This is a genomic window from Cobetia sp. 1AS1 (genome assembly GCF_029846435.1).
In the GTDB taxonomy this organism is placed as follows: Bacteria; Pseudomonadota; Gammaproteobacteria; order Pseudomonadales; family Halomonadaceae; genus Cobetia; species Cobetia amphilecti.
Genome location: NZ_JARWKU010000005.1, coordinates 245,489 through 269,271 on the forward strand (window position 1 = coordinate 245,489; position 23,783 = coordinate 269,271).

A 23,783-nucleotide genomic window follows, 5' to 3' on the forward strand; every position below is an offset into this window, starting at 1 on the left:
GAGCAGGAAGGCTTCGCCAGATGATTTCTTTGTGCACATGCGGTGGCCTGTGCGTCGGCTGGCGACGACAGCCGCGGGGCATGTCACGGCTCACGCCAGTGTCAGGTTACCGTCGTATTCGAAGCGTCTTTCCTCGCCGGTGACGGGGTCAATGAACTCGAACCCCTTGGAGAGCAGCTGCAAGGGGCGCGCGAAGTCATCCGGCGAGAGCGGTTGCAGCACGGGGTAGTAGCGATCATTCAGAATCGGCCAGCCCAGTGTCTGCATATGCACGCGTAGCTGGTGGGTTCGGCCGGTGACGGGGTGCAGCTCGAACAATGCCTGACTGGCTGTCTGCTGCACGCAGCGAATCACCGAATGGCTGTTGGTCGCGCCGTCGGTGACATGAATGCGGAAGCGTTGCTCGCTCTGCTCGAGACGATTATTCACCTCCCACTGCTGGCCCACCAGGGATTCATCGCTGTGTATCTCGGCGATGGCCTGATATGTCTTGTGGATATTCCGCGACTTGAACAGTTGATGGTAGAGGGGGCGCGTGTCGGGATTGACTGAGCACAGCACCAACCCCGCCGTGACCCTATCCAGTCGATGCACCGCCTGCAGCGCCTCTATCCCGGTGCGCTTGCGCAGTCGCTGCTGCAGGCACTCGTTCACGTACAGGCCGCCGGGCGTCACCGGCAGGAAGTGCGGCTTGTAGGCCACCAGAATGTGCTCATCCTGATAGAGAATCCGCTCCGCGAAGGGGATGCTCGGCTCGCTTGCCACCTCGCGGTAATAGAACACGCGCAGATGTGGTTGATAGGGCGACTCTGGCGTAATCAGCGAGCCATCATCGCGATGCACCTTGCCCTCGGCCATGCGCTCGCGCCAGCGCGACTCGGCAATTGCTGGAAACTTGAGCAGCAGATACTCCAGCACCGTCGTCACACCGGGATTGACCTGAGGCAGGCTCAGCTTGGAAGGACGCGCGGAAATGGGCATGGCAGGCCTTATAAGTGTAATAGAGGTGTTGTAAATATAGTTAATAGCGGGGGTATCGAAATATTCCGATACATTTCATATATAAAATTTCTTAAAGCGATTTCAGTAAATTTTCTATGTAGATTCATAGATACGCAAGAAGAATAAATGTTCAATCTTTATACTTCTTGCGATATAAGGTTACTAAAATATTTACAAGGTTATTTTTGAGAAACTAAACATCTCGATTCTAGCTATATTCTTTGCTCTCTTTATCCAGTTCCATGAAATTAATCCGTCCTGCGGGTAGGCTATACTTCATATATTTATAACGAAAATAAGCCGACATTCTATCCTCATGGGTAGAGATGATTATTTGGCGACCATCAAACTCTGTACGAAGTAAGTCAACTAGTCCAGCTATGTTTATTTCATCTAAAGTTTGTATTGGATCATCTATCAATAGTAAGTCATTTTGAGAATATCTTTTGTTAAGTGCTAAAGTGAAAGACATCATGAGTGAGGATAGTTGACCAGAACTCATCGAGAAAATTACATCATGCTCATTACTAGGAGAATCATGAAAAGTAATCGAGCTGCCATTGTTTTTTATGAATATACCTAATCCTTGCTGATATGACTGCATTATACGACCAGAGTAAATATAGAAAATAATCTCTATTTCTCCAACTATGGAAGCTAAATATTGTTTCTTCTCTTGATTGTATATTTCTAAAAGTTTTTTAACATGGGTGCCATATTTTTTAGCTGTATTTAATTTGTTGAGCGCTTGTTTGTATTCAGTATCATACTTAATAGCGCGATCAGATGATAGTAATGCAATATGTTGTAATAAATACTCTTTCTTTTTTTCTATTGACTCTAAAGTTATTTTTTTAATAGCTGATCTATCACTATTGAATACTTCTCTAAAGAAATCATTGTAGTATGACTTTATTGAAACTCCCTCCATATTAAAAAGTTTTTCTCTAATGCGCTTTTCTAATTCCTTTACTTTTGAATCTAGGATATATTTATCTACATCCGTAGATTCTAATACAAGTAAGTCTTCAAAAACAACATTATTCTTTATGAGATAATTTTTATATTTATTTAAACTCTCTATTCTAGACTCAGGCAGTGATATTAAATCTTTTTTGTAGCTGATGTGATTTTTTTGTGATTTCAAATACTCTTCAGAATCATTGTATATTATATCTAAATAATTGGTTTGAATGTGATTAAGCTGAGACCTTAAATTTTCGTTTTCTTTCTGAGAGTTTATCTCTAGATAATTCGTATGTTTGTTTATTTCTATCAATAAAGTATGGTAACTATCCCATATAGCCCCACATAAAACGCAGCGAGAAGTTTCTAATAAATTAGAATGTTTTAGCTCTTCTAAATTTTTCAAAATTTTCTTACGTTTATCTAAAATATCAGCATAACTTTTTTCGGCTACGTCAGTTAACTTCCAGTAAGATCTAACTTTATCTATTTCTAAGTTTAGTCTATTTAAATCTACATTCTTAGGTAGATAGGAGATAAATTCTTTTTCAAGTGTTCGATCTGTGTTTTTTATAAACGCTATAAAATCGCTACTTATGCCAAAAAGTTCTACCTTCTTTATATATCGCTCAGACTCTTCTATATATTCGGTTTTTCTATTAAGGTTATAGTAGTATTTTAGAAACTCTGACATAATATTCGTGTTATATAACAAATAAGCCTCTATATCCTTATTGTGTAGATGTTTTTCATAATTTTCGAAGTTGCTGATAAAATCTTTTAGGTTGTTAATCTCTCCATTATATGAAATCCACTTTTTAGCTGTTTCTATATCGGATGTGAGATGTTCTTTATCCCATTCTTGGTTTGTAGTGTTAACTAGTTTTTCATAAGAGACTTTCTTGTACTCAGGAGTGACATCCGTGTATGCTAATTGTCTAGATTGCTCAAGCTTGTCTAGCTCTAATTTAGCATCTTTGCTATATAATGGCTTAAGTTTGGCGTGTAAACCTTCTAATGTGTTTATTTTTTCTTGCACTTCCCCAATTTCAAATAGATGAGCTATAGCAATTTGCCTCTCTTTATCCTTTTTCTTTAGCAGTTTAATGTTTTCATCTTGTTCTATATAGTGAAATATTTCAAAGTTTCGCTTATACTGCTTACCTAGAATCTCTGATATAAAAGCATCTTCATCATTAATTAGTGTTTTCTCTGTACTGTCTAATGAATCTAGTGAGTATAGCTCGATATTAATATCCTTTAAGTTCTTTGCTTTATCAAGTAATTCCTTTTCTTTAGATCTCTCTATATAAATAGTTCCTTGACTTGTTCTTATTTCAGCACGGATAGACATTACAGCCCCGGAGGGCGCTTTTCTATTAAGCCAAGGGCATCCAAATTTAATTTTTCTACCATCTGATGTAAGTCTTTCGAGATCTAGATATCTCTTAATACTTCCTGTAAAAAGTAGCTCTATTGCATCAAATAAGGAAGTTTTACCGAAACCATTAGGTCCATCCAAGACTGTTAATTGATTGTTGTTAAACTCTATAGTTATGTTTTCAAATGCTTTAAAATATGTGATATTTAATTTTTTTATCAGTTGAGTCATATTACACCTAGCTGTTTGTCATCAAAACTTTAACGAGCTCGTCAGGATTTTTTGAATTAACTAGATTATCGAAATTCTCTTGTTCCAATAAATGTTCGAGTTTTTTCAAATCTTCTTTAATTCTAGATCTTTGTATCCTATTTGTAATATTCTTTTCCAAGCTTGCCATATCCAGTTTACTAGTATGTTCAATTTTTAAAAATGGGACCTTAATGGCAATCCTATAAAGCAAGCTTTCCCATCCAGATGATAGATGTTGATCTTTATAGGCTTTAAATGTATCACTGCTGAGAAGTTTATCTTCGAGTAGAGTTCTTAAATCTGTAGCATTGATTTCTTTGTTTAAATCATTAATTTCATCTATTGTGTACGGTAGCACATGTTTTTTAAAGAAGAATTTATCTTCTTCTAAATGATGTATTACTTTACTAGTATGGGTGCTAAGAACATCTACCTTCCATACTATTAAGAGATTTATATTTTTCTCTAGTGCTGTGTCTTTGATCTCTTTTTTACACTTAGATAGCCACACTGCTTGTTCTCTCGAGATATCGTCTGGCTTTTGATATGTTACAAGCCAGTACGATGTTTTATCAGAGTTGGTGTGATAATAAAGATCCAAAGCACCTATAGGATGATGTTCAAATTCATTTGAGTTAAAAATCTCTTGTATTATATTATTCATCTATTAAATCCCGTGGTACATTGCGAAGAGAAATCATGCATGTATTGTTATAGCTAGAAATACTATTTTCTGTGTACGATTCTTCATTGGACTCCATTGCGCCACCGTCAAATTTAATAGTTGAAATATCCTCGACATCGATTGCGCTAGTTATTAAGGTTCTTCCCTCAAAAAGCATATTAACATCTCTTGACAATGCATTTCTTAGAATTGATTGACATATTAATTCACTGTGCTCATTAGCAGTATGTATACCTGTAGGATAAAAGTAGCTATCATTCGAAGCCCAGGTAAAGCTTACTGTGTTTGACTCATCAACGTTTACCTCAATCAAATGGTTAAAAATATTTAAGATGGCAAGCTTTATTGAGTCACTATCAAAGGACTCGTCTTTGTATAGTCGCAGATTAGAAAACTCACCTTTACGATGTGGCATCGTTATATTTAGTAAATCAACCATTCCTTTAATGTCTAGGGCTAATATCTTAGCTATGTAGTTGTCGAGTTTTTTTATTTTCTTGTCCGAGAGTGCGTCTTGTGATTCTAGGTACTCTTGATAGTAACTACCAATGTCACATTTCAGTTTGTCTAAGAAATATTCATCGTTTTCGAACTGGCTCAAATCATCAACAACAATTCTTGAATACAAATCACAAAGTGGGATAAACTCGTCCGACACTAAAGAGTTCTGACTTTGTGTAGCGTTGTGTATTCGATGATGCACACTGATAACTTTATTGCTAATGATTGATTCTAGCGATTCTCTGATTTTTTCAACCACGTGTAGCTTGAAAGAATTTAAATTATCATCTTTCTTAATAAGGTATTTTAGTTGTAGCTCTATATACTGGTTTACTTCGTCTAGTGGGCAATAATTTTTTGACTCAGCAACACCTTCCAATGGTTGTAAGGGATAAGAGTATAGCTTTACTGGATAATAGTTTTCAGTAAAGTTTGGAGGTAATTTTGTTATTTCACGAGCTGTATGAAAGTACGCCGTATCAATGCATCTATCCTTAGCATTTTTCTTTTGTGTTTCAATGCCACTTTTATATTCGCTGAAACTCGTCTTTTTGTAAGCTTTTACTTGATGAAGTGATATGCAGTTTTCTCCTTTAAAAATGGCAAAATCATCTTGACTTTCTAGCTGCAACTTAAAATCATGATGTTCATTTATGTTGTCTGACATTGTTTTAATGCAATGATATAAAGCTAATTTCCCTTGGTATACAAATCCACTCCATGTAGATATCGCCGTATGAGGAGCTTTAGTCTTTTGATCGGTCATCATCAATGCCTAGTGTTGTAGGTTTTTCAGATTTTTAAAGAACGATTTAATGACTTATTAGATGTGATGCAATATGTGTAATTAGCTAAAACATGAGCTGTTATTAATATTGCAATTGTATACCAAAAAAGCCCTCCCGGCATCGCCGGGAGGGCTTTTTCATGCGTCTTGCAGACTACGTTCACCGATGGGGTGATCTGCGGGGTTCTACTGAGATCAGACCGTTACATCGGGTGTTGCTCTTCTTCGTAGAGCTCGGCCTTGGCGTCGCGTAGGACATCTTCGCAGGCGCTGTGGTTGGCCAGTTGCAGCATCAGATTCTGGCTGAGGGCGAAGCCCTTGCCCAGGCAGGTGTCGACCTCTTCGCGGGTGAGCGCCGGGGTGACATTGCAGTCAATCTTCATCGTACGACTACCGCCATCAAAGCGGTCGGCGAGGGCGCGCAAGCGCCAGGCAAGCCGTGTTTTCCAGCGGGCGGTGGGGTCGGGGCCTTCCGTCACGTCGAGCGTGCAACGCCATTCAGGTTTGTAGACCTTCATGTGAACCTCCTCGGCTGGTCGTTTTCAATGATCGATCGTGATGTTCTGCTCCGCGTGCTGTGCTTGATGTCGTGCCTTGTTGCTCGTACCAGAAATGCGTTCCAGTCGTGCATATGACAGTCGTGCTCGAGGCTCGCGCGTCATCTTGATCGACGACAGGCCGAGCCTCTCTCTCACCATACGAGTTTTGGCGCCGAGATACATCAGTCTGAGTGTAAACGTTGCTTATCCTGATGTATCTGCAACAGCTGCTCCAGCGCCAGATGCAGCCAGTCGAAAGTATCAAGGGGCCTCACGACCCGCGCTGGCACGCCACTTTGTGCAGCGGTGGCGGGGCTGTCAGGCGGAGTGTGCTCACCCAGCAGCTCCGCCAGGCTCTCGATCTGGATGCCTTCGCGTAATGCGAATGTCTCAAGCTCGCCACTGGCCAGCCAGATCTCCTGAATCACCGTCGGCACCGCACTCATGGCACAGGCATAGTCGAGAATCTCGCCGCGCTCGCGTTCTGCTGTAATGCGCGCGGCATGCGCCAGCAGTTGGGCGCTCAAGGCCGGAAAGCGCGCCTTTGCAATGTGGGGCGGCAGGTGCGAGTCGCCAGGCCCGGGCGCTTGCCAGCGGCGCAGCGCAGGAGAGGGCTTGATTGAAGAGCCCGGCATTGAAGCGTCTGACGACGGGCAAGCAGACGGATGGTCAGTCTTGGAGGCCATGTGGATAAACTCCAGCGCGAAGGGCGGGCCGGCAGGCCGGTCGAGGGTTGAGGGCTAGGGGCTAGGGTCAGGGCGAGGCAGCAAAGGCGATAGCCGCTGATGAATCAGACAGCGAGAAAGGCAGAGTGTTGGATGGCGGGAGAGTCAGCGCCTCTTGCGCGGCAGTCACTGCTGCTGTTTTACCCAACAATGGCAGCTTGAGGGCGTTAGACCCTTCGATGCGGCAGGCGTTTGCGCCAAGGAGTCACGCGGCGGGGTTACGCTGCCAAGTGGTTAATTTTGCGAGAAAAATCATCGATCAATGCAACCAGGCAGCCACTTGGTGCGTACACAGCAACACGTGCCCGCTGCGTTGCAGCGCAGGCCCATTCCCCCTGGAGAGAATTGACATGACGAAGTACGCCGATCGAATCCGCATTTCCCTGTTGCTGCTGCGCCTCGGGGTCTTCCTCGTGATCACGATGTGGACACTGGACAAGTTCTTCAATCCTGGCCACGCCGCCGCCATCTTCGAAAAGTTCTATGCCATCGGTGGCATGGGCGAGGGCATCGTCATCGCGATTGCCGTCATCGAGATGGTGCTGTTGCTGCTGTTCGTCACCGGCGTGAAGAAGACCCTCACCTACGGTCTGGTGCTGTTGCTGCACGCCGGGTCTACCTTCTCTGCCTTCAAGCAGTATCTGGACCCGTTCGATCACCTGCTGTTCTTCGCTGCCTGGCCGATGCTGGCCGCCTGTGTCGCGCTGTTCATGCTGCGCGAGATCGATACCTGCTTCACCCTCGGTGGCAAGCAGGCGCGTCTTGAGGAAGAAGCGGCACGCTAAGTGACCGTGGGCGAGCTGGCTGAAAGGTTCGGCCACGGCTCTTGCTGAGATGACACACAAAAGCGCCGCTCGGGACATGCCCGGGCGGCGCTTTTGTGTGGGGAGGTATCGCCATCGTGCGTCTTCGTGTGGCCTTTCTTGCTTGCGCCGGGGAGAGTGGGGGCTCCAGCGTCGTTATGTTTTGTTTCTTGTTATGTTTGTCCAAAAGGTAATCAGTTGGCTTGTGTGCAGGTAGTAAAGCCCATGATTGTGTCTACTGTGCTCCATAATCGGCATTACGTAATCATCTGATGGCAAGGCCCACAGGCAGCACTGTGCTTGCTCAGGTCACGTCATGCCTTGCTACGCCATGCGGGACTTCTGCTGCAGGCCCAGTGAGTCACTCAGCACCTTGAGGGCGCTGGAGAAGTCCTCGGCTTCGCTCGCCTGTGCGAGGCTGTCCGCGCTGGCCTTCTCGCTGACGACACTGTTTGCGCTGGTCTTGTCGCTAGCGCTGGTCATTCCACTGCCGCTGACGCTTGCCATGCCGCGATCGCTGGCGATCACCTGACCGACGGAGTGAGCAGTGTCGCTGCCGAGTGCGTCGTCACTGGCGTTGCGCGCAATGATGGCGTGGAGGGCCGGCAGGCTGGCGTGGTTATGGAACTGCCAGACGCCGTAGATGCGGCCATCGAAGGAGGCTTCACTGCCCAGTGTCGGGTCGACGGCGAGACCGGCGCCCAGCCCGAACATGTAGAGGCCCGCAAGACGCTGGCCGTGGATGTCGCAGGGGTTGCCGTTGGCATCGGAATCCAGCCCGCCATTTACTTCACGCAACGTGATGGGCTGATGATGGGCGTCGCTGATGGTGGGCAGAATCGGCTGATAGCCGTTGCACTGCACCACGATGGGCGCGTCGGCGAGCACTTCGCTGGCCAGTTCCAGGCGTTGGGCACTGCCGGGGCCGGTCTGCACCAGCTGGATGTCCATCGCGCACTCTTCGATGCGGCCGGTGGCCAGAATTTCCTGACCGATGGTCAGCGCCCGGTAGCGCAGCCCGCCGGAACGGTTGATGCGACCGCTGATCGGGCACACATCGCGCTCGGCATCATAGTGATAGCCTGCGGCGCGCGCTTCTTCGGCGTTCTCGAAGAACAGCCGAATCGGCGAGCGATGCAGCAGGGTGATCTCCTTGACGCGGGTATTGCGCAGCGCGTCGGCCAGCACGTCGAGCATCGAGAAGGCGCTGTGCGAGCCACCCACCACACAGACGCGACCACCACGTCGCAGTCGCGGCAGCAGCAGGCTGCGCAGCTGCCCCGGCGGCATGCGCAACAGCTCATCGCCGCTGTAGATGCGTGCGCGCCGCGACGGTGTCAGTCCCTGACGGTGGAGGCTCTGGGTCAGTTGCTCCGGGCACTGCTGGCCGCCCAGATTGAGCACCAGGTTCTCGGTGCGCAGCCGCGACGTGCGCTGGGCCACTTCCGGTTCATGCGAGAGGGTCAGAATGCTGGTGCCGTCGAGGTACTGCAGCGTGTCCAGGCTGGTGCCGCACCACATCTCGACGCCCGGCAGGGCGGTGATGTGCGCCAATACCAGGGCACTGGCGGCTTCCAGCAGCTCGCCGATCTCATCGAGTCGCGGGGAGGAGTAGGGATCGGCGCGGATTCGCTCCAGACAGGGTTCGCCTTCGAGCGGGGCCAGCACGTCGACGAGTGCCGGGTCGCGCAGGCAGTCGAGGAACACATCGCCGACCGAGTTGGCGGTGATGCGATATTCGCCCAGCCGACCTGCGCCAAGCTTGCCGCTGGCGTGGGTGCCGCCGGCATCGAGAATCAACAGTCCGTGGCGGGCCAGTGTCGTGATCTGGCCTGTCTTGAGGGCATTGAACAGAAACCCCATGCCTGCCGGGCCGACACCGGCCACGATACATCCGTAGCCCGTGATTCTTGAGAGGTCCTTCATGTCGTCTTGCTCCCTGGGTCGTAGTGACATCTTGTGGCTGTTTCGGTAGAGAGGTGTGATCCCCTCTGACAGCTGGCGGCTTGAAGACTGCGCCGCTCTATTGCTGCTCCCCTGTTGTCGGGACAGCGGTGACCGTGGTGTTGCGGGTGGCAAAGATCGCCTGTCCGTGCGATATCATTTGCTCTTTGACGTGCTATTACAGCAACTTGCATGCACGTGGTGACATGCATTGTGGCGATGAAGCTGCAGGATTCACGTCAATGGTGTTTCCATGGTGTTGCCGGTTCTGAGTGCCGGCGACCTGTGCCTTGCGCCGGGCTTGATGACCGGTTTCATGACCAGCGTGATGACCGGCTTCGCACGAGCTGTCAGTACGCTTGCAACGATCCAATTCGGGAGACCACCCCGAGATCGAAAACGCCTGTGCGGCACGGACAGCATTTCGCTATCTGCAAGTCATTGATGTTCATGACATATATTCAGATGGAGCCTCTGGGCGCGCAGCGGCACCGCTGCGGTAGCCGAGCGGTATCCAGCAGCACATCACTGATGAGAGGTGGCATTCCTCATACCCGGTATGGGGGTGGGCTCATCTCGGTATGCGCCAATCCTGGTGTGTCATTGGCACTGATGGTCTGAGGCAGATAACAAGAACGTCTTGATGATTATCCCGTCACGAATGTCGGCGCCATTTTCGTGAAGTGCGCTGCAGGAAATGCACGGCGTGAAATATGCAGCGACTCGGCCACCGCCTGATATGGGATTTCGTGACATGCCAACTGACCGTTGGCCATTTTGTTTAATTAACGATAATTAATAAATGATATTTGGCGGGAATCGAATCCTGTCGTGACGAAAATCATGCTTTGAGTTGAGTCACATTCGAGCTGGCTCATACGGTGTGCTGAGAGGTGAGTCTGGCGGGCAAGAGAGGGCGTTGCTCAAAAAGGCTATCTCGCCTGGGGAGCCGGTATCAGGTGCTGGCATCCGTGGCAGGCGTTAGTGGCCACGCTCTGCTATGCTCTGCGCCCGCGCGTAAGCCCGTTCGGCTCGTGCCTGTTCATCGATTGAAGGAATGTCCCCGTGACTGACGCCACCGCCACCCCTGCCTTTGCCTCTCTGGCGCTGGCGCCCGAGCTGCTCGACAACCTCGCCACGCTCGAATATCACACCATGACGCCGATTCAGGCGCAGAGCCTGCCGCCGATGCTGCAAGGCCGCGATGTCATCGCCCAGGGCCAGACTGGCTCCGGCAAGACCGCTGCCTTCGGCCTGGGGCTGCTGTCACGCCTCAAGGTCTCGCGCTTCCGTGTGCAGTCACTGGTGCTGTGTCCGACGCGTGAGCTGGCCGATCAGGTCGCCGGCGAGATCCGTCGTCTGGCGCGCGGCCTGCACAACGTCAAGGTGCTGACCCTGTGCGGCGGCGCGCCCTTCGGCCCGCAGCTGGGCTCGCTGGAACACGGCGCGCATATCATCGTCGGCACGCCGGGGCGCGTGGATGAGCACCTGCGCAAGGGCAGCCTGAGCCTGGTCGAGCTCAATACCCTGGTGCTGGATGAAGCCGACCGCATGCTCGACATGGGCTTCGCCGAGGTGCTGGATGCCATCGTCGCCGAGACCCCGGAAGAGCGTCAGACGCTGCTGTTCAGCGCGACCTTCGCCGATGGCGTGCGCCCGATCGCCGAGCGCATGCTGCGTGATCCGGTCAGCATCGAGGTGGCCTCCACCCACGATGACAGCAGCATCCGTCAGCTGTTCCACCGTGTCGCTGATGACGAGGCGCGCTTCGAGGCGCTGCGTATCCTGCTGCTCAAGTACCGCCCGGAATCCAGCGTGGTGTTCTGCAACACCAAGCGTCAGGCGCAGGAAGTCAGCGACGCACTTAATGAGCACGGCTTCAGTGCCATGGCGCTGCACGGTGACCTCGAACAGCGCGAGCGCGACCAGACACTGGTGATGTTCGCCAACAAGAGCACCTCGATTCTGGTGGCCACCGATGTCGCGGCGCGCGGACTGGATATCGAAGCGCTGGATGCGGTGTTCAACTACGAGATCGCGCGTGATCTCGACGCCCACGTGCACCGTGTCGGGCGTACCGGCCGTGCCGGCAGCTCCGGCATCGCCTGCACGCTGTACACCGAGAAGGAAGACTATCGTCTGACCAAGCTGGGTGAATTCCTCGAGCAGACGCTGGAAGCCGAGCCGCTGCCCTCGAAAAGCATGCTGACGCGCGAGCCGTTCCATGCGCGCATGGCGACGCTGCAGATCGACGGTGGCAAGAAGGACAAGCTGCGCCCCGGCGATATCCTCGGCGCGCTGACCGGTGACGGCGGCCTGGAAGGCAGCAAGATCGGCAAGATCAAGGTGCTGGCGCGGACCACCTTCCTCGCCGTGGAGCGTGATGTCGCCAAGTCGGCACTCACCCAACTGATGAACGGCAAGCTCAAGGGGCGCTCCTTCCGCGCGCGTCGTCTCAAGAGCTGAGGCGGGCAGCGTCGGTGACGTGTCTGACCGGTATCGGCGAGAACCCTGAGAGGGACTGAACCAGTCTTTTCATCTGCCATGCGACCTTGATATCACCCCAAGCGATGCCCGCCACCACGGCGGGCATCGTGCTTTTTGAGCAGCAGATTGACGCTCGCAGCCGCTGCGGGCGGTGGCTAAGCTTGAGGTAACGTCCCTGACCATCAGGGCGCTGATTCGGTACCTCGTGATGACTGCCAACGCCGTCGATAATCTTCGCATTCGTGAAGAACGTCTCATTGATCATGAGCGCATCTACCGCATTCATGAATCCGTCTTTGCCGGCCATCGTGAAGCGCGCCTGGGTGACAGATTGCGTCGAGGCAATCTGGCGCAGATCTCGCTGGTGGCCGAGCGTGTCACCGACCCGGAGACCGGCCGCCACCTCAGTGAAGGCGAGGGCGGCCTGCTGGGGCATGTGATGGTGTCGCGCGTGGAGCTTTCCGGCTACCCGGACCGCGTGCTGATGGCGTTGGCGCCGCTGGCGGTGCTGCCCCAGTATCAGCGTCACGGCATCGGCAAGCGGCTGGTGATCTCGGCGGTCAAGCGCTGCCGGCTGCTGGGGGCGGGGGCCGTGGTGGCGGCAGGCCATGCGGATTTCTATACCCACCTGGGCTTTCATCCGGCGTGTCATTACGGGCTCTACTGCCATCATGACGACGTGCCGGGTTCCTTCGTCGCCTTCGAGCTGCTGCCGGACTATCTGGAGGGGCTGGGCGGTGAAGTGCAGTTTCCCGATACCTTCTCTGAGCTGGGTATCTGAGCAGCCTTGTGCGGTTGATCTGAGCAGTCCTGAGCGGTTGGTTTTGATCAGCAACAGGCAACTCGGCGTTGCGTGACCCTTGAAACGGCAAGGCTCCCGCTCCATGTCATGGGTAACACCACGTGGCAGCCTGAGTGTGATGGCAGCTGTCGCGTCATTCCGACCGATGATTCAAGGAGAGACATCATGAAGCTCAAGACTCTGGGTAGTTCGCTGATGATTGCCATGCTCGGTCTCGGTGGCCTGTCGCTCGCCGGTTGCGAGGACGAAGGCCCGATGGAGAAGGCTGGCGAGAAGATGGACAACGCCGTCGAGGAAGCCGGTGATAGCGTCGAGAACGCCACCGATAGCTGAGGCTCGGCTGCCAGCGCCGCGATGAATCGCCGCTGACCTGAGCTGTCGCCAGACACAAGAAGGCCCCGCCTCCCATGAGGCGGGGCCTTCTTGTGTCTGGCTCGGGGAGAAGGAAGTCCGCTTATGCCGAGGCGGGCTGCTGCTCGCTCTGCTGCTTGCGGTCCGCGACGGCGGCGTCGTAGGCGCGGCTTTCCTCGGCTTCAGTGGCGGCGCTGAAGCGCACCAGCAGCGCGAACAGCGAGATCACGATCACGCCCATGCCCAGGTACATCAGGCCTTCCTGGTAGGTCAGCTCTTCACTGCGGAACAGGAAGCCCGCGGCGACCGCGCCCGCGTTGCCGCCCGCGCCGACGATGCCGGCGACCGCGCCGAGTGCCTTGCGATTGACGAAGGGCACGATACCGAAGGTCGCGCCTTCCGCCATCTGCACGAAGAGGCTGAAGACCAGCATGATGCCGATGGCGACTGCGAGGGTTTCCATCTGGGCGAAGCCGACCAGCGCCACGCCTTCACACAGCAGCGCGATGAACAGCCAGCGCACGCGGCCCTTGAGGCCGGACTGGCGCGCGAACAGGTCGGAGAACACACCGCCCAGGGTGCGGGCGAACAGGTTCATCAGGCCGAACAGGCCCGCGATGAGACCGGCGGTGGCAAGATCGAGATCGAAGTGGTCGAAGAAGTAGATGGCGGCGACGTTGTTGATGGTCAGCTCGACCCCGAAACAGGCGCCATAGACGAGGAACAGGGCCCAGACGCGAATGTCGCGTGCCGCCGCGCCGAAGGTGGCGCGCATGCTGTATTCCTTCTCGGCCTTGGGCAGCTCACCACGCTCTCGCAGCTCGCTGAAGTTGCCGTCCGGCGCATCCTGGGTGAAGAAGTAGTAGGCGATACCGGTCAGGAACAGCACGATGCCCGGCACGACCATCGCCAGACGCCAGCCCAGGGTCTGCTCGACGCCCAGCATCAGCAGGCCGGCCATCACCAGCGGCATCAGCATCTGGGTGGTGCCGCCGCCCAGGTTGCCCCAGCCCGCGGTAGTGGCGTTGGCGGTGCCGACCACGTTGGGGCCGAACATCACGGAGGTGTGGTACTGGGTGATGACGAAGGAGGCGCCGATGGCACCGATGGCCAGACGGGCCAGGAAGAAGGATTCGAAGCTGTCGGCGAAGCCGATGCACATCACCGGCAGCGAGCCGAGGCACAGCAGCCAGGTGTAGGCCTTGCGTGGCCCGATGCGATCGCACAGCACGCCGATGGCGAGGCGCACGATCACCGTGATGGCGACGGAGGCAATGATGGTGTTGCCGATCTGGGTCTTGGTCAGGCCGAGGTCGTCACGCACCACGGCCATCAGCGGCGCGATGCCGAACCAGCCGAAGAAGCAGACGTGGAAGGCGAACCACGACATGTGGAAGGCGCGCATTTGCGGGGTGTTGAAGCTGAACAGCCGGATGCGGCTGGCCTTGTTGCGGATATCCATGAGTGGGCTCCTGATTCAGCGTCGGTGCCGGGCACGAAGTCAGGTGTGCTCGGCGAGTGGTCGAACGGCTGTGAATGAACGACAGCAAGGGCGCCTCGTCATTGAGGGGCCTGGTTCGACGCACTCGTACTCCGAAGAGCCTGGTCCACGTCATGGATAGCGATGGCAGCAGTCGGTGATGCCATGGTTGCCGGCAGCAGAGCGTCTGTGCGGCAAGTGACAGGAACAAAGCAAGTAGCGCGCCAGTTGCGGGGGTGTGGGCGGGACAAGTCCCAGAAGATCAATGGCTTGGCGAGGGCAGTAGGCTGGCACGCGCAGGCGGTGTCCCGGGCTGGAGGCGCGCTCGATGCGCGCTGGCGGTGCGTCATCGAGGCGCGAGGTACCAGTCTGGCGCACGCGACTGGCGCTGGGAGGGTCGGGCAGGCGCGTGCCTCATTGCAGTGCAGCGACGCTTTCGGCTCGGCCGCTCTGAAGGCCTTTGGCCGCAAGGTTGCACCAGATTGCGGCACGAATCCTGCTTGGGTGTACGGCAAGTCTCATGCCCGACCCAAGGAAACCTGACATGCCCGTGACCGTGCTGATCGTCGATGTCCGCAGTGAGCGCTCCGCCGCGCTGGAGCAGGCGCTATTGAGCGCCGGCTTCGAGGTGGCGCTGCGCGTTGACGAGCACGAGGACCTGCACGCGCTGGTCGAGCAGCATCAGCCCGATGCGGTGATCATCGACGCCGACCTGCCCAGCCGCGACACCCTGGAGCATCTCGGCCAGCTGGGGCGACGCTATCCCAAGCCGATGATCATGCTGGCCAGTGAAGATGCCCCGGACCTCGTGCGTGAGGCGGCCGGCGCCGGTGTCTCGGCCTATGTGGTGGACCACGTCATGCCAGCGATGGTGCGCAGCATGGTCGAGGTCGCCATCACCAGCTTCGAGGCGCACCGTGCGCTCAAGGGGGAGCTCAACCGTACCCAGACCACATTGGTGCAGCGGCGCAGCGTCGATCGTGCCAAGGCCGTGGTGATGGAGACGCGTGGGCTCAGTGAAGATGCCGCCTACCAATACCTGCGCAAGACCGCCATGAACCGGCGCCTGGCCCTGCATGAGCTGGCCGATGAGCTGCTCAAGGCCGCGCGTCGGCGCTGAGCCGGTCGCCGTACTGTCCTTCTCTCTCGATCGTTCAAGAGGTGTGCGTGATGCCCACAGATGTACCCCTGAATGGCCATCAGCTGACGCTGGGCCTGATGCCACTCAATGATGCCGCGCCCTTCGTGGTCGCTGAGCAGTTGGGGCTTTTCCGCGAGGAGGGGCTGGCGGTGACACTCAAGTGGCAACCCTCGTGGGCGGCGTTGCGTGATGACCTGCAGACCGGCGTGCTGCAGGGCGCGCAGATGCTGGCGCTGATGCCGCTGACCTCGACCCTGGGCCTGGATGGCCGCGCCACGCCGGTGATCAGCGCCATGACACTGAATCTGGGCGGCAACTCCATCACGCTGTCCCGCGCGCTGATGGCCACCCTCGGCGAGGACGGCCACGACCTCTCCAGCCCGTTGCAGGTCGCGAAGGCGCTGGCGGCGCATGTGCATGAGCGCAAGCAGCGCGGTGAGCCGCTGCTCAAGCTGGCCAGCGTGCACCCGTTCTCCTCGCATCGTTATCTGTTGCGCTACTGGCTGGCGGCGGGCGGCATCAACCCGGACCGCGACGTCGAGATGCGCGCCGTGGCGCCGCCGCTGATGGCGGCACAGCTGGCCAGCGGTGCGCTGGATGGCTTCTGTGTCGGTGAGCCCTGGAACAGTCTGGCGGCGGCGCAGGGCATGGGGCAGGTGGTGGCGGGCAGTCACGATATCTGGCGCTTCGGGCAGGAAAAGGTGCTGGGCGTGCGCGAGGACTGGGCGGAGCAGCATCCGCTGGCGCATCAGGCGCTGATTCGCGCGCTGCTCAATGCCTGCGCCTGGCTGGACCGCCCCGGCAATCGGGACAGGGCCGCCGAGTGGCTGCACGATGAGGGCATGCCGGAGGTGCCGATGAGCGTGGTGACACGCGGGTTGGAAGACGTCGATGTCGAGCAGTCGGTGGACGACTTCCAGCAGCACAATCCCGGCTGGACCATCTTCCATCGCTATGCGGCCAACTTCCCGTGGCGTTCCCAGACGCGCTGGTACATCGCCCAGATGCAGCGCTGGGGGCATCTGCAGGGCTTCAATGACGAGGATCTCGAGGCGACGCTGACACGTTGTGTGCGACCGGATCTTTACCGCACGGCGGCCCGCAAGCTGGGCATGGTGGTGCCGGTGGCGGATGAGCGCAGTGAAGGCACGCATCCGGCGCCCTGGTGGCTGAGCGGCGAGGCGGGCCAGGTGCCGATGCCGGCGGATGGTTTCATCGATGGCGCGGTCTTCGAATGATGTCGCAGGCGCGGTTCTTGCCGGTCCGCGCTGGCGCGGGATTGCACAGCACTTGCAGAGAAGTCGCCATCTCCTTTGCCGGATGACAGGGCAAACCTGACGGCTCAGACATGTTGGCAGTGCGGTTGTGATATTCTCATCGCACTGCCAGCACCGCGTCAGGGGATCGCATGACCACTCGCAAGTCTCAGATTCGCAAGGATAATGTCGGCCGCATCCTGCTCGCCGCCGAAAAGATCTTCGCTCTCAAGGGCTATGTCGGCGCCAGCATGGTCGATATTGCCGCCGAGGTAGAGCTGCCCAAGTCCAATCTGCATTACTACTTCAGCACCAAGGAAGCGCTGTATCGCGCGGTGCTCGATGGCCTGTTGGCGCTGTGGAAGGAAGATGCGCTGTGCTTCGAGGCCTACGACGACCCGCAGCTGGTGCTCTCCACCTACATTCGCGCCAAGATGATGCACTCGCGCCAGCGCCCCTATGGCTCCAAGGTGTGGGCCAGCGAGATCATGCAGGGCGCGCCGGTGTTGGGCGAAGAGCTGACGGTGTGGCTCGACGAGTGGGCCGAGATGAAGAAGTCACGCCTGCGCCAGTGGATCGGCGAGGGCCGCATCGACAACGTCGATGCCTCCGCCTACCTGTACATGATCTGGGCCAGCACCCAGCACTACGCCGACTTCGATCATCAGATCGCGGTGCTCAATCAGGGCAAGGCGCTGAGTGATCGGGAATTCGAGCAGGCGGTGCAGAACGTGACGCGGGTGCTGCTGAAGGGCGTCGGTTTGTCTGCCTGAGTCAGCAGGCGACTTCATGATTGCGTTATCCTTAAGCTAATCATGGTCATCGTTGATTGGTCATCAAACCAATCAAGAAGGGGCTGCCATTGCTGGCAGCCCCTTTTTTTGGTTCCCATCTATTGCTACCTGCGCCCCGCGATCAGAGGAGCACCAGACGATCAGGCCGCGCGATGCGGATTGCGCGGGTCCTCCATCCAGTTCATGTACGGCTTGCCGGTGTCCTGCACTTCCATGGTGATGCAGTCCTCGACCGGGCAGGTGATCTCGCACAGGTTGCAGCCCACGCAGTCGGCGTCCTTTACCTCATAGCGGGCGGTGCCGTTGTCCTTGGCCAGATGCATGATGGCCTGGTGTGAGGTGTCCTCGCAGGCGATATAGCAGCGTCCGCAGCCGATGCACTTGTCCTGATCGATGCGGGCGATCACCTGATAGTTCATGTCCAGCTGCTTCCAGTCGGTGGTGTTGGGCACCGCCGCGCGCGAGAACTCATCGATACGCTGATAGCCCTTGCTGTCCATCCAGCGCCCCAGGCCGTCCTTCATCTCCTCGACGATACGGAAGCCGTGCAGCATCGCCGCCGTGCACACCTGCACGCTGCCCGCGCCGAGGGCGATGAATTCCGCGGCATCCTCCCAGTTGGAGATGCCGCCGATGCCGGAGATCGGCAGGTTGGCGGTTTCCGGCGTGCGCGCGATCTCGGCCACCATGTTCAGCGCGATGGGCTTCACGGCGCTGCCGCAATAGCCGCCGTGGGTGCTGCGGTCGCCGACGATGGGATGCGCGACCATGCGGTCGAGATCCAGATGGGTGATGGAGTTGATGGTGTTGATCAGCGAGACGGCATCGGCGCCGCCACGCCAGGCGGCCTTGGCCGGTTCACGCACGTCGGTGATGTTGGGGGTCAGTTTGACGATCACCGGCAGCGAGCTGTAGGTCTTGCACCAGCGCGTGACCTGCTCGACATACTCCGGCACCTGGCCCACCGCCGCGCCCATGCCGCGTTCCGGCATGCCGTGGGGGCAGCCGAAGTTGAGTTCGATACCGTCACAGCCGGTGGCTTCGACCTGCGGCAGGATGGTCTTCCAGGCCTCTTCCTCGCACGGCACCATCAGCGAGACGATCAGCGCGCGGTCCGGCCAGTCCTTCTTGACCTGGGTGATCTCGCGCAGGTTGATCTCCAGCGAGCGGTCGGTGATCAGCTCGATGTTGTTGAAGCCGCTGACCTCGCCATTCGGGCCATAGTGCGCCGAGTAGCGGGAGGAGACGTTCACCGCGGCCGGGTCTTCGCCGAGGGTCTTCCAGACCACGCCACCCCAGCCGGCCTCGAAGGCGCGTACCACGTTGTAGGCCTTGTCGGTGGGCGGGGCGCTGGCCAGCCAGAAGGGGTTGGGGGCGCGGATGCCGGCGAAGTTGACCGACAGATCGGCCTTGTAGCTGGCGACGTGATCGCCGCTTGATCCAGCACTTGAGTCAGCACCTGCCGGGCGGGCGTTGTCATCATTGAGCGGGGTATGAATGGTCATCAGGCGGCCTCCACCTTGAGCATCAGATCGTGATGGATGGCCTCGGCGGCCAGCTTGCCGTGGGCGACGGCTTGAACGGTGAGGTCCTGCCCGCGGGCGATGCAGTCACCGCCGGCATAGACGCCGGGCAGGCTGGTGCGCAGCATCTCGTCCACCTCTATCCTGGCCCCTTCGCGGGCCAGCCCTGCGGCATGGGCGTCGCTCAGGCTCGCGTCATCGAAGCCCTGACCGATGGCGGTGAAGACCCCATCGCAGGCCAGCGTGAAGGTCTCGCCGGTATCGACGAGGCGGCCATCCTCGACCCGCGTGCGCGCGAACTGCATCGCGCTGAGCGCGGCGTCATCACCTTCTTCGCTTCTACCGCTATCGTTTGCCACATCGATCGCCAGCGGGCGCGCCCAGGTGTGGATCATCACGCCATTGGCGCGCGCGATTTCCTGCTCGTGATGGGTGGCGGACATCTGCTCCTCGCCACGCCGGTAGACCAGGTCCACCGTCTGCGCGCCGAGGCGCCTGGCCTGCACGGCGATATCGATGGCGGTGTTGCCGGCGCCGATCACCACGGCGTGTCTGGGCACCGCCAGGGCGTTCAGCTCGCCACTCTGACGCAGCACCTTGATGAAGTCGGTGGCCGCCATCAGGCCGCTGGCATCCTCGCCGGTCAGGCCGAGGGCGTGGCTGGTGCCAAGCCCGAGGCCCAGGAAGACGCTGTCGAATTCGCGTGTCAGGGAGGCCAGCGCCAGGTTGTCGCCGAGGCGCAGACCGTGGCGGATCTCGATGCCGCCGATCTCGAGCAGGAATTCGACTTCGCGGGCGGCGAAGTCATCGGTCAGCTTGTAGCGGGCGATGCCGTATTCGTTGAGGCCGCCGGCCTTTTCCTCGGCCTCGAAGATCACCACGTCGTGGCCGAAACGTGCCAGACGATGGGCGCAGGAAAGCCCGGCTGGCCCGGCGCCGACCACCGCGATGCGCCGACCGGTGCTGGCGCCACGCGTGAACGGATGGGCTTCGAACTGGGCGTTGTCCAGCGCATGACGTTGCAGCAGGCCGATCAGCACCGGCTGGCACTCATCGCCCTGATTGCGCACGCAGGACTGCTCGCAGAGGATCTCGGTGGGGCAGACGCGGGCGCAGCTGCCACCGAGGATATTGGCATCCAGAATCTCGCTGGCGGCGCCTTCGAGATTGTCATCGTGGATACGGCGAATGAAGGTCGGGATGTCGATGCTGGTCGGGCAGGCCTTGATGCAGGGTGCATCGTAGCAGTACAGACAGCGCGAGCTCTCGATGAAGGCCTGGCGCTTGCTGAGCGCCGGGTGCAGGTCTGTGAAACGCGCACTCAGCGCCTCTTCCGCGAGCCCGCTCGGGGCCCAGTGGGAAGGAGTGGAGGATGTGGTCACGGTGTGGCTCCTGCCCGCGCTCAGGCGCGGGGTCGTTGTTGTTGGTCTTGCAGGCGAGTCGGGTTGCGCTCAGGGATTGGCAGCGCGTCAGGTGCGCCGCCAGGCCGTCGTTCAGTCGTGCCGTACTGGTCTCAGGTGGGACGTTCGTCGTCCGTCAGCTGCGATCCACGGCACTGACGACGTTGCTCTCGGCGCGGGCCTTGAGCTGGTCGAACACGCTGGGGTAGGCCGGACGCTCGACATACTGGCCGTGGCCGCGCTTGGCATGCAGTTCGCCATCGCGCCATGCCCAGTCGCCGCGGCTGATGGTGTGACGCGGAATGCCCTTGACGGTGCGGCCTTCGAAGATGTTGAAGTCGATGTTCTGGTGGTGGGTCTTGGCCGAGATGGTGCGTTCGGCGTTGGGGTCCCAGACCACGATGTCGGCGTCGCTGCCGACGCGGATCGCACCCTTGCGCGGATAGAGATTGAAGATCTTGGCCGCATTGGTGGAGGTCAGGCCCACGAAGTCCTCGGCGGAGAAGCGCCCGGTGTTGACGCCTTCGTGCCACAGCATCGCCATGCGGTCCTCGACCCCGGCGGTGCCGTTGGGAATCTTCGAGAAGTCGTCCTTGCCCATCTCCTTCTGCTCGGCGCAGAAGCAGCAGTGATCGGTGGCGGTGGTCTGCAGATCACCGGACTGGATGCCGCCCCACAGCGCCTGGCGATGCTCCAGCGAACGGAACGGCGGGCTCATCACGTGGCCGGCCGCGAATTCCCAGCTCTTGTTCTGATAGACCTCTTCATCGATCAGCAGATGGCCTGCCAGCACCTCGCCGTAGACCGGCTGACCGTGCTCGCGGGCGTAGCGGATTTCCTCCAGCGCATCGGCGGTGGAGACGTGGACCAGATACACCGGCGTGCCCAGGGTGCCGGCGATGCGGATGGCGCGGCTGGCGGCCTCGCCCTCGACCTGCGGCGGGCGCGACAGCGGATGCGCCTCCGGGCCGGTGATGCCGTCGGCCAGCAGTTTCTGCTGCAGGTGGTAGACCAGCTCGCCGTTCTCGGCATGCACGGTGGGAATCGCGCCCAGCTCCAGGCAGCGCGCGAAGCTCGAGACCAGGGTGTCGTCCGGCGCCATGATGGCGTTCTTGTAGGCCATGAAGTGCTTGAAGCTGTTGACGCCGTAATCGGCGACCAGCGTCGCCATGTCCTGGCTGACACTCTCGTCCCACCAGGTGACGGCGACGTGGAAGCTGTAGTCGCAGCACGACTTCTCGGCCCATTCGCGCCAGGTGTGATAGGCCTCCATCAGCGGTTGCTGGGGGGAGGGGATCACGAAATCGATGATCATGGTGGTGCCACCGGCCAGCGCCGCGGCGGTGCCGGTCTGGAAGTCCTCGCTGGCCACGGTGCCCATGAAGGGCAACTGCATGTGGGTGTGCGGGTCGATGCCGCCGGGCATCACCAGACAGCCGCTGGCGTCGATCACTTCGCAGTCGTCCGGTACGTCCAGGTCGGTGCCGATGGCGGTGATGGTCTCGCCGTCACACAGCACATCGGCGGTGTAGCGCTCTTCGTGGGTCTGGATGCTGCCGCCCTTGATCAGGATTGCCATGAGTCTCTCCCGGCCGCATCGCGCGGCCTTGTCCGGCATTGAGTGTCAGGTCGTCTTGTTGTTGTCGTGCGGGTCGTCAGTCCGTCACTCGCCATCGGTGAGGCGGGTATAGGCATCGGGGCGACGGTCGCGGAAGAACTGCCAGTTGTTGCGCACCTCGCGCACCATCGACATGTCGAGGTCGTGGATCAGCAGCTCATCCTCGGTGGCGCTGGCCTGGGCTTCGATCTGGCCGCGCGGATTCACGAAGTAGGAGGAGCCGTAGAACTCGCCGATATCCCACGGCTGTTCATGGCCGACGCGGTTGATGGCGGCGATGTAGCAGCCATTGGCGGCGGCGGAGGCGGGCTGCTCCAGCTCCCACAGGTATTGGGAGAGGCCCGCGACGGTGGCGGAGGGATTGAAGATGATCTCGGCGCCGTTGAGCGCCAATGCGCGCCAGCCTTCCGGGAAGTGGCGGTCGTAGCAGATGTAGACGCCGATGCGCCCGTAGGCGGTGTCGAAGACCGGCCAGTCGGACTTGCCCGGCTTGAAGAAGAATTTCTCCCAGAAGCCCGCCACCTGCGGGATGTGGGTCTTGTGATACTTGCCCAGATAGCTGCCGTCGGCATCGATGACGGCGGCGGTGTTGTAGTACACCCCCGGCTGCACTTCCTCGTAGATGGGCACGATGATCACCATCTGATGCTTCTTCGCGTACTGCTGCATCAGGGTGACGGTGGGGCCGTCGGGCACGCGCTCGGCGGCGGCATACCACTTGGCATCCTGGCTCGGGCAGAAATAGGGCTGATTGAAGACTTCCTGGAAGCACAGGATCTTGACGCCTGCCTCACCGGCCTGGTCGATCAGCGGCAGGTGGGCTTCGTTCATGGCATCACGGATCTGCGCGGGCTCGAGGTCGGTGGAGACGTTGAGTCCCATCTGGATGACGGCGCAGCGCAGCTTGCCGGCATCTTCGGTATAGGAGATGCGGGAATCGTTCGACATGTCTTCCTCATCGGGCGCTTGGCGCCGGTTGTTGTTGTCTTCAATGAGTGCTGGTGGGCTGAGCGGGTGAGCAGGGATAGCGCGAAATGGCCCCAGGAAAAACACGCCGCCTGCCTGGCAAATCTGCATGCCGCTGGCAGGTATCGTGGGTCAGGAAAGGTCCGATTTAAATCCTGTCTCACCAGTCAGCTTAATGAACATTAGACAGTGTTCCCGCGTTCGGCAAGATGAAGTGTCAAATAAAGTCTTGTGGATTTATCTTGTTGTTATCAAAGAGTTTTTATCCCAGAAAAGGCCGTATTTCACCATTGTGGTGCCTGGAGAATCAGCGTGGTTCACGCGATTTTCAAAGGAAAAGGCGATGCACAACAGTGGCTTGTGATCGTTTGCGGGGACAT

General features: G+C 57.1%; 19 protein-coding genes. 7 read left to right on the top strand and 12 right to left on the bottom strand.

Translation table 11 applies throughout. The features are described 5' to 3' along the window. Nucleotides 1-90 precede the first annotated feature (90 nt). From QD280_RS11125 to QD280_RS11150, 6 genes are all read right to left on the bottom strand, one after another. The gene (locus QD280_RS11125) at nt 91-981 is read right to left on the bottom strand and encodes a pseudouridine synthase (protein WP_279839252.1); all 891 of its coding nucleotides are present in this window, start codon (nt 979-981) and stop codon (nt 91-93) included. 229 nt (nt 982-1,210) lie between these two features. Further along, nucleotides 1,211-3,580 carry an AAA family ATPase gene (locus QD280_RS11130; protein WP_279839254.1) on the bottom strand — a complete coding sequence of 790 codons (2,370 nt, stop codon included), beginning with the start codon at nt 3,578-3,580 and terminating at the stop codon, nt 1,211-1,213. Nucleotides 3,581-3,587: 7 nt separating this feature from the next. Then, the gene (locus QD280_RS11135) at nt 3,588-4,265 is read right to left on the bottom strand and encodes an ABC-three component system middle component 1 (RefSeq protein WP_279839255.1); all 678 of its coding nucleotides are present in this window, start codon (nt 4,263-4,265) and stop codon (nt 3,588-3,590) included. Then, nucleotides 4,258-5,553, bottom strand: coding sequence for an ABC-three component system protein (locus tag QD280_RS11140; RefSeq protein ID WP_279839257.1), 1,296 nt, complete (start codon nt 5,551-5,553; stop codon nt 4,258-4,260). The genes QD280_RS11135 and QD280_RS11140 overlap by 8 nt, the downstream gene beginning before the upstream one ends. Before the next feature lie 224 nt (nt 5,554-5,777). Further along, a complete protein-coding gene (locus tag QD280_RS11145; RefSeq protein ID WP_043333722.1) occupies nt 5,778-6,092 on the bottom strand; it encodes a hypothetical protein in 315 nt (104 codons plus the stop codon). Between the two features lie 203 nt (nt 6,093-6,295). After that, complete coding sequence (locus tag QD280_RS11150) at nt 6,296-6,640, bottom strand: hypothetical protein (RefSeq protein WP_279839258.1); 345 nt, start codon at nt 6,638-6,640, stop codon at nt 6,296-6,298. A gap of 548 nt (nt 6,641-7,188) precedes the next feature. On the opposite strand from QD280_RS11150, the gene QD280_RS11155 reads away from it, so the two are divergent. After that, a complete protein-coding gene (locus QD280_RS11155; RefSeq protein WP_043333725.1) occupies nt 7,189-7,623 on the top strand; it encodes a hypothetical protein in 435 nt (144 codons plus the stop codon). A 342-nt stretch (nt 7,624-7,965) separates the two neighbouring features. On the opposite strand, the gene QD280_RS11160 is transcribed toward QD280_RS11155, so the two are convergent. Continuing rightward, nucleotides 7,966-9,567, bottom strand: coding sequence for a hypothetical protein (locus QD280_RS11160; RefSeq protein WP_279839260.1), 1,602 nt, complete (start codon nt 9,565-9,567; stop codon nt 7,966-7,968). A gap of 1,083 nt (nt 9,568-10,650) precedes the next feature. Here QD280_RS11160 and dbpA point away from each other — a divergent pair. The 3 genes from dbpA to QD280_RS11175 all read left to right on the top strand — a co-directional run bounded on the left by dbpA (nt 10,651) and on the right by QD280_RS11175 (nt 13,207). Then, a complete protein-coding gene (gene dbpA, locus QD280_RS11165) occupies nt 10,651-12,051 on the top strand; it encodes an ATP-dependent RNA helicase DbpA (RefSeq protein WP_043333726.1) in 1,401 nt (466 codons plus the stop codon). A 229-nt stretch (nt 12,052-12,280) separates the two neighbouring features. Continuing rightward, nucleotides 12,281-12,853, top strand: coding sequence for an N-acetyltransferase (locus QD280_RS11170; RefSeq protein ID WP_279839262.1), 573 nt, complete (start codon nt 12,281-12,283; stop codon nt 12,851-12,853). A gap of 186 nt (nt 12,854-13,039) precedes the next feature. Continuing rightward, nucleotides 13,040-13,207, top strand: a complete 168-nt coding sequence (locus QD280_RS11175) for a hypothetical protein (RefSeq protein ID WP_166019763.1) — start codon at nt 13,040-13,042, stop codon at nt 13,205-13,207. Between the two features lie 121 nt (nt 13,208-13,328). Here QD280_RS11175 and QD280_RS11180 read toward each other — a convergent pair whose 3' ends face one another. Beyond that, nucleotides 13,329-14,687: a NarK family nitrate/nitrite MFS transporter gene (locus QD280_RS11180; RefSeq protein ID WP_043333727.1), complete on the bottom strand. Its 1,359-nt coding sequence runs from the start codon at nt 14,685-14,687 to the stop codon at nt 13,329-13,331. 562 nt (nt 14,688-15,249) lie between these two features. On the opposite strand from QD280_RS11180, the gene QD280_RS11185 reads away from it, so the two are divergent. The 3 genes from QD280_RS11185 (at nt 15,250) to QD280_RS11195 (ending at nt 17,875) form a co-directional block, all read left to right on the top strand. Next, nucleotides 15,250-15,825: an ANTAR domain-containing protein gene (locus QD280_RS11185; protein WP_054555320.1), complete on the top strand. Its 576-nt coding sequence runs from the start codon at nt 15,250-15,252 to the stop codon at nt 15,823-15,825. Between the two features lie 50 nt (nt 15,826-15,875). Further along, nucleotides 15,876-17,084, top strand: a complete 1,209-nt coding sequence (locus QD280_RS11190) for a CmpA/NrtA family ABC transporter substrate-binding protein (protein ID WP_279834341.1) — start codon at nt 15,876-15,878, stop codon at nt 17,082-17,084. A 170-nt stretch (nt 17,085-17,254) separates the two neighbouring features. Next, nucleotides 17,255-17,875, top strand: a complete 621-nt coding sequence (locus tag QD280_RS11195; protein ID WP_043333730.1) for a TetR/AcrR family transcriptional regulator — start codon at nt 17,255-17,257, stop codon at nt 17,873-17,875. A 161-nt stretch (nt 17,876-18,036) separates the two neighbouring features. Here the strand turns inward: QD280_RS11195 and preA are convergent, their stop codons facing one another. The 4 genes from preA to QD280_RS11215 all read right to left on the bottom strand — a co-directional run bounded on the left by preA (nt 18,037) and on the right by QD280_RS11215 (nt 23,385). Beyond that, nucleotides 18,037-19,401: an NAD-dependent dihydropyrimidine dehydrogenase subunit PreA gene (gene preA / locus QD280_RS11200; RefSeq protein ID WP_192838599.1), complete on the bottom strand. Its 1,365-nt coding sequence runs from the start codon at nt 19,399-19,401 to the stop codon at nt 18,037-18,039. Then, nucleotides 19,401-20,801 carry an NAD(P)-dependent oxidoreductase gene (locus tag QD280_RS11205; protein WP_279839264.1) on the bottom strand — a complete coding sequence of 467 codons (1,401 nt, stop codon included), beginning with the start codon at nt 20,799-20,801 and terminating at the stop codon, nt 19,401-19,403. Before QD280_RS11205 ends, preA begins: the two co-directional genes overlap by 1 nt. A gap of 154 nt (nt 20,802-20,955) precedes the next feature. Continuing rightward, nucleotides 20,956-22,398: a dihydropyrimidinase gene (gene hydA, locus QD280_RS11210; protein WP_043333732.1), complete on the bottom strand. Its 1,443-nt coding sequence runs from the start codon at nt 22,396-22,398 to the stop codon at nt 20,956-20,958. Between the two features lie 84 nt (nt 22,399-22,482). Beyond that, entirely contained in the window at nt 22,483-23,385 is a 903-nt protein-coding gene (locus tag QD280_RS11215) for a nitrilase-related carbon-nitrogen hydrolase (protein ID WP_279839266.1), read from the bottom strand. Nucleotides 23,386-23,783 lie beyond the last annotated feature (398 nt).